Origin of the sequence: Alkalibacterium sp. AK22, from assembly GCF_000585255.1 — a bacterium.
Classification (GTDB): Bacteria; Bacillota; Bacilli; order Lactobacillales; family Carnobacteriaceae_A; genus Alkalibacterium.
This window is the reverse complement of sequence record NZ_JANL01000039.1, coordinates 18,780-31,424: the sequence shown is the minus strand read 5'-3', so window position 1 is coordinate 31,424 and position 12,645 is coordinate 18,780. Positions and strand designations below refer to the sequence as shown.

At 45.6% G+C, this 12,645-nt stretch carries 10 protein-coding genes; 7 read left to right on the top strand and 3 right to left on the bottom strand.

The window, feature by feature from the left end; all coding sequences use genetic code 11:
- Positions 1–29 precede the first annotated feature (29 nt).
- On the bottom strand, positions 30–1,400 hold the full coding sequence (locus ADIAL_RS08920) for a Sapep family Mn(2+)-dependent dipeptidase (protein WP_034302782.1): 1,371 nt from the start codon (positions 1,398–1,400) through the stop codon (positions 30–32).
- Positions 1,401–1,738: 338 nt separating this feature from the next.
- Between ADIAL_RS08920 and ADIAL_RS08915 the strand changes: the two genes are divergently transcribed.
- Positions 1,739–3,148, top strand: coding sequence for an MATE family efflux transporter (locus ADIAL_RS08915; protein ID WP_034302779.1), 1,410 nt, complete (start codon positions 1,739–1,741; stop codon positions 3,146–3,148).
- A 181-nt stretch (positions 3,149–3,329) separates the two neighbouring features.
- Here ADIAL_RS08915 and ADIAL_RS08910 read toward each other — a convergent pair whose 3' ends face one another.
- Positions 3,330–4,892: a Mur ligase family protein gene (locus ADIAL_RS08910; RefSeq protein ID WP_034302776.1), complete on the bottom strand. Its 1,563-nt coding sequence runs from the start codon at positions 4,890–4,892 to the stop codon at positions 3,330–3,332.
- 49 nt (positions 4,893–4,941) lie between these two features.
- The gene (locus tag ADIAL_RS08905; RefSeq protein ID WP_034302773.1) at positions 4,942–6,129 is read right to left on the bottom strand and encodes a carboxylate--amine ligase; all 1,188 of its coding nucleotides are present in this window, start codon (positions 6,127–6,129) and stop codon (positions 4,942–4,944) included.
- 618 nt (positions 6,130–6,747) lie between these two features.
- Here ADIAL_RS08905 and ADIAL_RS08900 point away from each other — a divergent pair.
- From ADIAL_RS08900 to proB, 6 genes are all read left to right on the top strand, one after another.
- A complete protein-coding gene (locus ADIAL_RS08900) occupies positions 6,748–8,088 on the top strand; it encodes an MATE family efflux transporter (protein ID WP_231492148.1) in 1,341 nt (446 codons plus the stop codon).
- Between the two features lie 218 nt (positions 8,089–8,306).
- Positions 8,307–8,681 (top strand): GntR family transcriptional regulator, encoded by a 375-nt coding sequence (locus ADIAL_RS08895; RefSeq protein ID WP_231492153.1) that lies wholly within the window; start codon positions 8,307–8,309, stop codon positions 8,679–8,681.
- On the top strand, positions 8,678–9,367 hold the full coding sequence (locus tag ADIAL_RS08890; protein WP_034302767.1) for an ATP-binding cassette domain-containing protein: 690 nt from the start codon (positions 8,678–8,680) through the stop codon (positions 9,365–9,367). The genes ADIAL_RS08895 and ADIAL_RS08890 overlap by 4 nt, the downstream gene beginning before the upstream one ends.
- Positions 9,364–10,212, top strand: a complete 849-nt coding sequence (locus tag ADIAL_RS08885) for a hypothetical protein (RefSeq protein ID WP_034302765.1) — start codon at positions 9,364–9,366, stop codon at positions 10,210–10,212. The genes ADIAL_RS08890 and ADIAL_RS08885 overlap by 4 nt, the downstream gene beginning before the upstream one ends.
- A gap of 14 nt (positions 10,213–10,226) precedes the next feature.
- The gene (locus ADIAL_RS08880; RefSeq protein WP_034302763.1) at positions 10,227–11,447 is read left to right on the top strand and encodes a hypothetical protein; all 1,221 of its coding nucleotides are present in this window, start codon (positions 10,227–10,229) and stop codon (positions 11,445–11,447) included.
- A gap of 372 nt (positions 11,448–11,819) precedes the next feature.
- Entirely contained in the window at positions 11,820–12,626 is an 807-nt protein-coding gene (proB, locus tag ADIAL_RS08875) for a glutamate 5-kinase (protein ID WP_034302823.1), read from the top strand.
- Positions 12,627–12,645: the final 19 nt, after the last annotated feature.

Sequence of the window (12,645 nt, the reverse complement as noted above, 5' to 3'; positions counted from 1 at the left end):
GAGACTACTGTATTCACATGGTGACTGGTCTAGTCTTCAGCCAATTCTCCATTACCCGGCTCACAAGCCAGACGGAATAGAGCGTCTGAGTAAATCATCATGGCCTTATAAAAGTCATCTAGCTCGATGTGCTCATTTTCCTGGTGAGCCAGGCTTACCTTGTCCGGGAAGCGGGCTCCGAAAGCAACCAAATTCGGCATAGACCGGGCATAGGTGGCTCCGCCGGACGTGCCCGGCTCTGTCTGATCCCCTGTATGGTCACGGTAAATAGCCAGTAAAGTCTGGACCAGGTCGCTTTCAAGCGGCACATGCAAGGACGGTAAATAGTCATACTCCTTATAATCCAAGCCATAGCGGGAAGCCGCTTCTTTCAGCTTTTCTTCGATAGAGGCCTTTTCCTGGCTAACCGGCATGCGAATATCCAGGGTCACTTCGGAGTAGTGGTCATTGATTTCAAGTAGGCCGACATTCAAGGTCAGTTCTCCTGTAATCTCATCTTTTACTTCGCCGAATAGAGAAAAACCATTGGTTTCCATCCCTATTTTTTCACTGATAAAGGAAATGGCTGGGTGCGGCTGAAAGCCCACCAGTCCTTTTGCCAGCAGTGAAATAGCATTTCTGCCATCCTGTGCTTGGCTGGAGTGTACGCTCTTACCTTGAACGGTAACAGTCTGACCATCAACTTCATGAGGAATGTCCATCTGCTCAAGAACAGCCGACAGTTTATCTGCATCCCCTTGTGTATAGGCTGCTGAATCCGGAACGACATTGGGCGACTCACCGCATTTAAGCTTGAGTTTCGAAGCTCCCGGACCAGTCAGCTTGACCTGCATCAACCCTTTTTCGGCATAAGTAAGCGGAAAATTGCTGTCTGGCACAAAGCCCATATCCGGCAAAGTTTCATGCTTTTTATACATATCCATGCAGCGCCACAAGATTTCTTCGTCTGTCCCGAAAATGAAGCGAACTTTACGCTTAAAGGTTACTTCCTTATCCATAAGGGACTTCAGAGCGTACAAAGCAGCGACAGTCGGTCCTTTGTCATCCTGTGTCCCTCTGCCGTAAAGTACACCGTTTTCTAGGCTGGCTTCGAAAGGCTGACTATCCCATTTGTCATCGTCCCCTCCGGGAACCACATCCAAATGGCAAAGCACACCGACTGTTTCATCCCCATCACCACATTCCGCAAAGCCATAAAAGCCTTCGGGATCGTAAAAGGTATCCATCCCTAACTTGTCACAAATCGCAAGAGTTTCTTTAAGTGCTTGGTCGATGCCCTTGCCGAACGGCGGGTAAGCACGCTCGTTCCCGTTTACTGTATTAACGGACGGAATGCTGATGAGCTTTTTGAGCGTCTTCAAGCTTTCTGCTTTTACTGATTCTGTTATCGTATGATCCATTCTATTCACCTCGGTTATTTTTTATCTTAAATCAGCTGCCATGCTGCCGATTTAAATGATTTGAATTGTGCGTCGAAGCCTTCTCACCTGAAACAGACTGCTTCGAGGATTATATAGAGTATAGCAAACTTGCAGGGATATAAATAGAATAAATAGCTCAGCAACTTGAGCAAGGACAGGTGACTAGCATTATCCTTAAATACTTTCTTTTCCCCTCTTGTAATTTGAAATTTTCAGGCTATAATAACGAGGTGCTTATTATTTCAAATCCCCGGCATTACACGCCTCAAAAGTGACAAAGTGTCACTTTTTGTGCAGTTCCACAAGGAGGACAAGCAATGAAAAAAGATATGACAGCGGGTAGCCCGATTAAACTGATTGTTCGTTTCATGATTCCCCTGCTGATTGGTAACATGTTTCAACAGCTTTATAATATGGCGGATGCCTTTATTGTCAGTCAGACCATCGGGGTGACTGCCTTTTCTGCAATTGGATCCACCTTAAGCCTGCAGTTTCTGATACTCGGACTGGCTATCGGGATTACAGCCGGACTGGCAGTCATCACTTCTCAGCGCTTCGGCAAAAAAGATGAGCAAGGACTTCGGAAAAACCTCGCTACGAGCCTGATCATTGTAGCGACCATCAGCCTGCTGCTGACTTTGGTCACGACTCGCTTGACCGATCAGATTTTAACGCTTATGCGAACGCCCGACGAGACATATGCCTACGCCCATGACTACCTCAGTATGCTCTTTAGGGGAATCGGCGCTGTTGTCTTTTTCAATTTTTTGTCTAACCTGCTCAGAGCCATCGGTGACAGCAAAACACCTTTGTACTTTCTGATTGTCACTTCGCTGATGAATATCATTTTAGACTATGTCTTTATCCTCGGCTTCGGCATGGGTATACGGGGAGCGGCTCTGGCTACCGTTACCTCGCAAATTACTTCCAGCCTGCTGTGTCTGATCTATATATGGAAAAAAGTACCCATCCTGCGTATTTACAAGGAAGACTGGCACCGGGATTTAACCGAATTTAAAGAACATTTGCGTATCGGCTTGCCTTATGGCTTTCAATATTCCATTATAGCTATCGGCGCCATCATTATCACCATTACTTTGAATCAGCTGGGTGCGTCAGCCGTCACTTCCTATACAGCTGCTCAGAAAATTGATGCTGTGGCGGTTTTGCCTCTGCAGTCATTTGGTCTAACCATGTCGACTTACGCAGCCCAGAATTATGGGGCACGTAAGCTGAACCGTATCTGGTATGGTGTCAATCAGGCGCTCAAAATGAGTGTAGCCTACAGTCTGGTTATTGGTCTGATTCTGCTCATCTGGGGCAGACAGCTAGCCACACTCTTTGTAGGAGCCGACGCTCCGGCTGAAGTGATCCGGATGATCCAGCTGTACTTTCTGACCAATGCGACCCTGTATGCCTTGCTGTCCTTTATTTTCATCTACCGTCATACCCTGCAGGGGCTTGGAAACAGTCTGGCCCCTACGGTAGCCGGAATTGGCGAACTGCTGGCCCGAATTGCAGCGGCCGCTTTCCTGTCCGTACCCCTAGGCTTCCTGGGAGCCGCTGCAGCCAACCCGCTAGCCTGGCTGGCAGCCTTTGTCCCACTTCTGATTGCCTATCGCTCCACTAAACGCAGCCTTTCCGGCCGGGCAGCCATTGTCCTGGAGCAAGGCAACAGTGCTCCTGGCTTTACCGACAACGCTCAGGCAGCAGCTAAAACCGAATAAACATGAAGAACAAAAATTGATCCAGCTTCTTTGTGTCTTAATGATGAACAAACAAGCCGAAAGGACGTGCACGGATTTCGCACAGTTCTTTCGGCTTGTTTGTCATTTACACTGAAAACAAAGACACACTCGAGTCACTACCCAGCTGATTCCGGTTTTTGTCACTATGCATACCTTCGTTTCATTGGTGCAAGAAAGATTCATCGATCCCCGCTACACGCTGTTTGAGCGGTCGAGTCAGTTCTTCGCGGTCCAGGTCCGGACGCATATCTGCCAGCTGGTTCAGGATGTATTTCGCGCCAAAATCCATTCCCTGAGCGCCTCCCAGCAGAATAACGTCTCCTTCTGCCACCTGATCCAAACTCGACTGGAGTGCTTCGGGCATTTCCTTGTGCAGCTCAATCTCGACACCCACTTTGTCCATCTCTTCCCTGAACGCCTGAAGTTCTTCGTCCAGTACTGTATCCTTGCCGATCACATGTGACTCACTCAAGGACACAATCACTTTTTTCAGTCCCAGCTGGGGTGCCCATTTAGCTAATGTTTCGGCATTTTCACGGTTAGTCGTGACCCCTCGGCTACCTCTGATTGCATAAACCACGTGCAGTTTTTCATAGTCCATTTTAGTTAAGGTTTCCAGGGTAACCTCAATATTGCCCGCATTGGCAAAATGATCATCTACTATTTTAAAGTCATTTTCGTAGATAAACTGGAAACGTCTCTCTACACCAGTAAAGTTTCGGATGCCGGAGCGGACCGTTTCAATATCCACGCCACTGATCAGACCAATAGTGATTGCCGACATGGCGTTATAGACGGAATGGAAACCTGCAACCGACAAATCGACAGTAAAGCTTGTTTCACTCACTGTTTCGCCCGTAATCGTCTTGAACGGCTTGTTGATGGTTACCGTAAAAGATCCCCGGCCGCTGGCAATATCTAGATTCGAGCAATGCAGATGCCCTGAGTCGTTTTTCAGGCCGTAAGTCACTACGGATGCCTCCGTTTGCTCTTGCAGGGAAGCGGAATAGTCGTCATCCAGGTTGAGGACAGCAAACTGCTCGGGGCTGGCCTCTCTAATCAGGCTCGCTTTGGCATTATAATATTCTTCAAAAGACCCGTGCAGATCGATATGCTCGCGGCTGATATTGTTTAAAGCCACGATATTAAAATCAACGGCTCCGACACGGCTGAGATCCAAGGCAGAAGAAGAAACTTCCATTGTCACATGCGAGACTTGCTCGTCTCTCATTTTAGCTAGATACCCGTGCAGGTCCAGTGATTCCGGCGTCGTCAGGACGCTGGGTACCAGTGTCTTGCCGTACTTGACCATGACCGTGCCAATCAGACCGGTTTTCCATTTGTTTTCCTCTAGAATGGCATTAGCCATGAAAGAGGTCGATGTCTTGCCATTAGTCGCTGTGATTCCAATCATAGTCAGGTCCTTAGACGGATGGCCATAATACTGGTCTCCCAAAGCAGCCAGGGCTTCCCGGCTGTTTTCCACCCGATACTGCGGCAAATCCACTTCTGGAAGAAAACGTTCCACAATCAGTGCCGCCGCACCTCTTTCAGCTGCACCTGCAGCATGATGGTGTCCGTCCGTCAGGTAGCCCTTGATACAGACAAAAAGTGAATCTTTTTCCACTTTGTTTGAATGATATGCCACCGTGCTGATGTTCTGGTCTTTTTGATTTTTGGACTCCACTACTTTAATGGCATTCAGTAATTCCGCTAAACGCATATGTCTTTCTCCTTTTTTAATTCTATATTCATTTTGCTTTAGTTATCTGTCAGCCGGTAATTTTCTTTTTCACTTTTCCAGCTAAAAGACCCAGATAGGCCATCCCAGGTTTTGGATCATCCTTGTCCCAGATAGCCCCTACTCTTTTTTCAGTGTAGGTTTTCAAGATGTTTCGTGCAGTGAGCTGCTTGGAGCGGATGTAGCCTTTTGAAGCATGGATGTCTTCATACATATAATGGAAGCCCAGTCCGGTTGTTTCCTTCAGCTGCTTCTGCCCGATTGCTTCACCCGTCAGCTCCTTATAAGCCAGCAGGGGCATATTGTAGCCCAGTTCCACCAACATCTGGTTAAAGTTTGTCGTCCGGGCATTGATTTCAATCAGATAGTAGTCACCGGTTTCAGCATCTTTTTTAAATTCGATTTCGGCAAATCCTTTGTAGCCGATTGCTTCCAAAAACGGCTTGCCAATCTCGACCAGTTCTGGCACATAAATCTGCTTGATATAGACCGAAGCTCCGAAGTTAATCGGATACTGGCGCTGCTTCTGTGCCGTCACCCAGTGGGTCACTTTTGCGTCCTGATTCAGATAGGCATCAAACGTGTACATATGATCATCAAAGCCTTGAACCAGCTGCTGCACCGCCACAGCGATATTCTTTTCCTTGATTTCTGCCAGTCTCTGAAGCAGTTCTTTTCGGCTATTGACCTTGAACAGCTTTCTTCTGAAAGTCGATACAAACGTGGATGAATCAAAGGGCTTGATGATACAGGGATAGCCCAGTTCCGCCTCCACCTTTTCCACCAGATTTTCTTCTTCTGACCCGAAACTTTTAGGTACGCGTACATTGTGCTTTTCAGCCAGCAGATACAGCGCATCCTTGTCAATGATGTCGCTCCAGAAACCTTTTTGCGTCTGATTGATCAGAAAGTACTCTTTCAGTTCATCAAAATACTTGTCAATGAACAGAACGTAAGGATCCGCGCTTGGAAACAGCAGCGGCTTGTGGCTTTCTTTTTTCGCATATTCGATCAGAAAATCCTTGAAACGTTCTTCTTCTTTTTCATAATGAGGAGCAATAATTTTTTCCGACAGGTATTTGGACTTGAAGGCATAAGCTCCTTCTTCCTGATAATGGACACCCGCTACGTGGATGCCCTCCTTGCCTAGAGAGCGGATCAGGCTCAGGCCGATATAGTAATTACAACCCAGCACGACTGCCTTGTGCTTGTACGTCATGTCTATTCACTCATTTCGTTAAGTTTCATGAAACACTTGTCATGTTTATGTGTATGATTCTTTCTTTACGTTTTCTAAAGGAAAGAAACGCCGGCAGGCAAAGGCTGCTCAACTGCACTACAGCACAGATAGGATTATTTGCGTAAAAGCTCAAATCAACCACTTGTTCACCAATTCTTTCCTGCATACAAGTATAGCACATCGGCTCATAGACATGACAATAACAATTCCTTTACCATTTAAGGGCGACGGCTCTTATCCGCGTTTAAGAGCAGGAAATCTGACTTTGACATGAGCAGACCGTTTTCTTTCTCTAATGAATATTTAATCCTTCACTATTTGGCAACATTATCTTAATTATTTTCAAAAATGAACTTTGTTGCTGTACCAGCAATGAAAACGCACCCTCGGCTCCTATTTGAAATCCATTCAAAAAATTGTCATGTTTTTACAGTAAATCCCCTTGCTAAATTTTTGTAAGTACCTATACTAGTCAAAAGGTTCATTAAACAGCTATCAATGAAAACGTTAAATGAAAACTTACTACTATACTATCTACACACTAATTTGGAGGAGTTATTTATTAATCAGGATATGACCAAGGGGAGTCCCTTAAAGTTGATCATACTTTTCACACTTCCGCTTATTTTCGGCAATTTACTTCAACAGTTTTACCAAATGGCAGATACCTACATCATCAGTCAGACACTCGGTGTCGATGCTTTTGCGGCTGTCGGCTCGACTAACAGTATTAATATTTTGTTTCTCGGTTTGGCTATCGGTCTGACATCCGGCTTGGCTGTGCTGACCGCTCAGCGTTTCGGCAGGAAAGATGAAGAAGCCATCCGGCAGAATCTGGCTGCCAGTATCATCCTGTCCGGCTCTGTCAGCGTACTGCTGACAATTGTGGCACTGACTTTCCGTGATCAGATCCTGGCTTTCATGAATACGCCGGTAGAGCTGGTCGACTATGCCAACGAGTACCTGACGATGATGTTTTCCGGCTTGATTGGCGTCGTTTTGTTCAACCTCGTTTCCAACACCTTGAGAGCTGTCGGCAACACGCGGGCCCCTCTGGTCTTTCTGGCCATTGCTTCGGTTTTAAACGTGATCCTGGATCTGGTTTTTATCCTGGTCCTGCACATGGGTGTGGGCGGAGCGGGTCTGGCAACCGTTATTTCCCAGTTTGTGTCCGGACTAATCGGTCTGGTTTATATCTGGAAAAATGTCCCGACTTTCCGCATTTATAAAGAAGACTGGAAAGCTGGCATCCGGCAGCTGAAAGAACACGCAGCTATTGCTTTTCCGATGGGCTTCCAGACTTCACTGATCGCTATTGGCATGATCGCTGTTTCCATGACTCTGAATACCTTAGGATCGGAAGCCGTAGCTGCTACCACAGCTGCTCAAAAAATCGATGCTCTGGCAACAAAGCCACTGATGGCTGTCGGCGTGACCATGGCGACGTATACAGCTCAAAACTACGGCGCCGGGCAGCTCGACCGAGTCTGGGAAGGGGTGTCCAAAATCATTAAAGTCAGCCTGGGATACAGCTTTGTCATGGGCGCCTTCCTGATTTTATTCGGACGCCAGCTGACCAGCCTGTTCGTCGGTTCAGAAAACATGGAGATTTTGAATATGTCCCGCCTATATTTTATGACTAATTCGACTTTTTACGCCCTTTTGGCTCTGCTCATTATTCACCGCTATACACTTCAAGGCTTGGGTAAAAGCACTGCTCCAACGTTGGCCGGCCTGTTTGAACTATTTGCCCGTGTAGGAGCCGCACTGATCCTGTCCCGCTCTTTGGGCTTCATCGGTGTCGGCCTATCCAATCCACTGGCCTGGGTCGCTGCTCTCTTCCCACTTCTGGGCTCCTACTACGCCCTCAAGAGCGAACTGACGGGTGTCCAAAAACAGCCTAAGCTGTCCGGCCGCCTGTTGCGTTTCAATAAATAAGCACACATTTTCCCGTCTTTTTTAGCGCTGTATACAGCCTGAAAAAAGACGGGATTTTTTATTTAAATAAACGTTGACACTTTGGGTGTATTAAACATATAATACACATGAGACAGGCGCTCAGACTCTCTATGACGGTCAGTCAGTTGAGTATCCTGCTGTCTTATGTGTATTAATCCCTTAGTACACTTCTATCGAAAGGAGTGCTGTCATTGAACGTGACCTTTAACAAACGTGATCCCATCTATCTGCAAGTCATCACCCATCTAAAAAAGCAGATGGTGTCAGGCGACCTGCAGCCCGGCGAAGAAATGCCTTCCCGGCGTCAGCTGGCCAATCAGCTGAAGATCAATCCCAATACTGTCCAGCGTGCATACAGCGAAATGGAGGAACAGCGCTTGTTATTTACTGAAACCAACCGACCGAGCCGGATAACTGAAGATCCGGCTGTACTGAAGCAGTTGAAAAAAGAGTGGCTGAACCAGGCGATCGACCGTTTTGTATCGGCAATCGACCCAATCGACCTGTCACTTGAAGACCTGATGCCAATGATCCAGGAAGAACTGTCAAACAGAAAGAAGGATGTAAAATGATTGAAATCACAGATATCCATAAACAGTTTGGACGAAAAAAAGTGCTGAATGGGGTATCCTTCACGGTCAACAAAGGAGAAATCAGCTGCCTAGTCGGCGTCAACGGCGTAGGAAAAACGACCATCCTCAATGCGATTATGAATTTGACACCACTCAAATCAGGAAAAATCAGCATTGACGGTGAAAAGCTGACTTCCTCCCTCTACAATAAAATAGCCTTTATTCCGGATGCAGCCATTTCTCTGCCTCACTACAACGTTCAGGAAAGCATGGATTTTATGGCTGACTACTACGACACCTGGAACGCTAGGCGCGCCAAGGATATCGTCACCTTTTTCCGTTTAAACCCCTCTGACAAGCTCCATGATCTGTCCAAGGGAAATCAGGCTAAAGTTAACTTGCTTTTAGGCCTGGCACTGGATGTCGACTACATACTGATGGATGAACCCTTCTCCGGCATCGATGTCTTTACCCGGGAACAGATCACTGAAGTCTTCAGCAGCTATCTGGTCGAGGACCGGGGCGTCCTCATTACTACCCACGAGATCAATGATATCGAGCATCTGCTGGATAAAGTGATCCTGCTCGATGAAGGCAAAATTTATAAGGAATTCAATGCAGAAGTGATGCGTGAAACAGAAGGCAAGTCTGTAATCGACGTTATGAGGGAGGTTTATAACGGATGAAAAAAACACTGAAGGCTTTTTTAAACTTAACAGCTTTTGAACTCGACCGCCTGTCTAAATTTTTGTATGCACTGATTGGGGTGACCCTAGTGGCCAATATGATTGGCTATGTACTGATTCCGCTACGCTTTACAGACAGGATAAATGCCTACATGGTGCAAAACTCGGTAACAGAGCAGCAAGCACTAGAGGTTTATGGTGAGCTGTCCTTTTACGACATTCTTCAAACATCCTGGATTTTGGGTCCCATTGCTTTAGGAGTCAGCGCACTACTCCTATACGCTTTTTTTATCTGGTACAGAGAATGGCTTGGGAAAAACACGTTCGCTTACCGCCTACTGATGTTGCCTATCCCACGTATGCACATTTTTTATTCCAAATTTGTTGTCATATATGTTTCAATTTTCACCTTGATAGCGATACAGATTGTCTCGTTAATATTTGGTTTTAACCTTATGTCAGCTCTTGTTCCAAGTGAATGGCTGCGACATATGAGCTTTTTTAGCGCATTGAGTATGCATCCCTTTTTCTATTATATCTTGCCTTTAGAACCCTGGATATTTCTTGCAATAAATGGAATCGGCCTTGTGTTCCTGCATGTCACCTTTACAGTGATTCTGTTGGAAAGAAGTTTTTCAGTTAAAGGAATCTTAATAGGCATAACTTATGTCTTAATTACCTTACTGATTGCACTGTTTCCAGCTTTTCTACCTGAACTTATAGGTAACCATTACTACCTGTATAACTCAGAGCTTTTGATATTGACTGTCCTTTCACTGGGGCTAATCTCTTTTACATCTATCATGATCAGTCGCTTCTTACTGAACAAAAAAATCACTGTATAGAAAGGATCAGTTGTATGACTAAATATTCTAAACTATTCAGCTTTGCATTCTTTTCCATCGTCATTCTGCTTGGACTGGTATTTTATCAGTTCCGCTCGCAAGAGTCTTCTCTCTCTTTGGAATTTTACACAGACGAAGGACATATTGATGAATTATCTGGTGTGAATTTTACGGGCTACGCTTTTAGCTCTACCAGAACGATATATGCTCCTCATTTTGAGTTTGAAGAAGGTGAGTTTACTTTTCGCACCGATCAGCCACTGATACAGCAGTTGGACTATCAGTACAATCCAGGTATGAACCGTTATGTCAGGGACTATCGCTCATTCATGCGCGGTAAAGCTCGACATCTAAGTCTTTTTACAGAAACGGAGACCTCTATTTACTATACAGCTACTCAGTCGAATACCAACTGGCAAGCTGCTCCTGACGAACACGTATTCATTTCACATTTCAACAAAGAAACAGAGGAAGAAACCACATTTGAGGCCTTACTAACAGGTGGAGCGAATCACAACGTTGTAGCAACCTATGTTGACGACTCTGCTTTAACTCTTGTCACTACCGGCGTTCCTGAAGGCAACAGTGAACACAGCTGGCTAATTTATGCTTTTGATTTCGATCAGCCTCAAGAAGAACTAAGCCCAGTTGCTGACATTAATCGCCTGACAGGTTCCGACATGATTCAGGCTGATTCTTCGAGATTAAAAACGGAACGCTATATCCCTTTTCGTAGTCTTCAGACGGGAGAGATAGATGCATTTGGCAACGTAATCGAATACCACATTGATAGTTATTATATATACGATACACAGTCAAACACGCTCAAAGAAATGCCTGATTTTGAGGAGGGAGACATGGTCGTACTCAGTGAACTGGAACGAATTATCACTGGAAATATTCAGGGAGAAAAGGCGGTCTGGTACGAATGGGCCTTTGATACCCAAGAATTGAATGAACTGGGATCCACGGTGATGGCGACCAGCTCGATAGGTAGAATACATGATATTTTCCCTTGGCTAGAATTTAATGAGAATATCCATTTGACAAACGGACATCTATATTTGACGGAAGACATTAGTATAGCTACAGAAAGTCGTTCCCTTATTCAGGTTCTCTCATTGGATACGATGGAAACTGTTTTCTCAGGACATATAGATACAGTCAATGGTCCACAAGATTTAGACATGGACATCTCTATTCAAGAACTGTCCTTTGACCCCTCCTTTTTTTAGCAGGCACATACAAACCACCAGATTGATGCTGGTGGTTTTTGTCTGAAAATATCACTCTCCTGTTTTATATATGCTGTCCCTACACACACAACGGTCTCTAAACTCGACCGCTTGGATAATGTACTCAGTTCACGCCCCTTCAGCTTCTTCAAACGCTATCGTTCGGTTACTGGCTTTCCTTTGTTCCTTATTTTTGTGACTGAACTTGACCACCCTATCTGTTACAGTCAGTCCAACAGCCGAATAAGCTTAAAACTGTTGGCTATATAGCTTTCCCGGGCATAACTTGTTATACTATTGAGAAGTAAAGGAACTTGTATTAATATAGTAAATACTTATGCAACAGATTGGATGAATTTTATGATGGAAACCATGAGAGAAAGCATCAAAGAAAGTAAACGTATAGTCATCAAAGTCGGGACCAGTACAATCATGTATCCCAACGGAGCCATCAACCTGCAGCAGATGGAAAAACTCTCTTTTGTCTTGAGCGATTTGAAGAACCAGGGAAAGGAAATCATCCTCGTGTCTTCAGGGGCCATCGGTGTCGGCCTGGCCCGTATGAATTTGACGGAAAGGCCTGTGACTATTCCTGAGCAGCAGGCCATTGCCTCAATCGGCCAGACAGAGCTGATGAGTCTGTACAGCAAATTTTTCTATCACTATGGACACCAGGTCGGGCAGGTGTTGTTGACCAAGGATGTCACAGATTATCCGGTAAGCCGTGAGAACACTGTCAACACCTTTGAGCAGCTGCTGCTTAAACAGGTCGTTCCCATCGTGAACGAGAATGATACGGTTTCCGTTGAAGAACTGGATCACCTGACCCGCTTTGGCGATAACGACACCCTGTCAGCCATTGTTCTGGAACTGACGGATGCCGACTTGCTCGTCATGCTGTCTGATATTGACGGCTTTTATGACAAGAACCCGATGAAATATGCTGACGCCAGACGCTTCGATACGATTTCTGAAATAAACGAGGATATCCTGGCCCTGGCACAGGATTCCAGCACAAAATTCGGTACCGGCGGTATGATTACCAAGCTGAATGCTGCCCAAATCGTCATGGAAGCCAAAAAGCAGATGGTTCTGGCCAGTGGCTACGACCTATCTATCCTGTTTAACATTCTGGCTGGAGAGCACGTCGGAACACTGTTCACCACTCAAACCCACTAAATATAGAAAGGTCTGAACA

Coding starts and splice junctions, on each gene's coding strand:
- ADIAL_RS08905 (WP_034302773.1), bottom strand. CDS start 6,129: ATGACGTACAAGCACAAGGCAGTCGTGCTGGGTTGTAATTACTATATC.
- proB (WP_034302823.1), top strand. CDS start 11,820: ATGAGAGAAAGCATCAAAGAAAGTAAACGTATAGTCATCAAAGTCGGG.
- ADIAL_RS08885 (WP_034302765.1), top strand. CDS start 9,364: ATGAAAAAAACACTGAAGGCTTTTTTAAACTTAACAGCTTTTGAACTC.
- ADIAL_RS08890 (WP_034302767.1), top strand. CDS start 8,678: ATGATTGAAATCACAGATATCCATAAACAGTTTGGACGAAAAAAAGTG.
- ADIAL_RS08915 (WP_034302779.1), top strand. CDS start 1,739: ATGAAAAAAGATATGACAGCGGGTAGCCCGATTAAACTGATTGTTCGT.
- ADIAL_RS08910 (WP_034302776.1), bottom strand. CDS start 4,892: ATGCGTTTAGCGGAATTACTGAATGCCATTAAAGTAGTGGAGTCCAAA.
- ADIAL_RS08920 (WP_034302782.1), bottom strand. CDS start 1,400: ATGGATCATACGATAACAGAATCAGTAAAAGCAGAAAGCTTGAAGACG.
- ADIAL_RS08880 (WP_034302763.1), top strand. CDS start 10,227: ATGACTAAATATTCTAAACTATTCAGCTTTGCATTCTTTTCCATCGTC.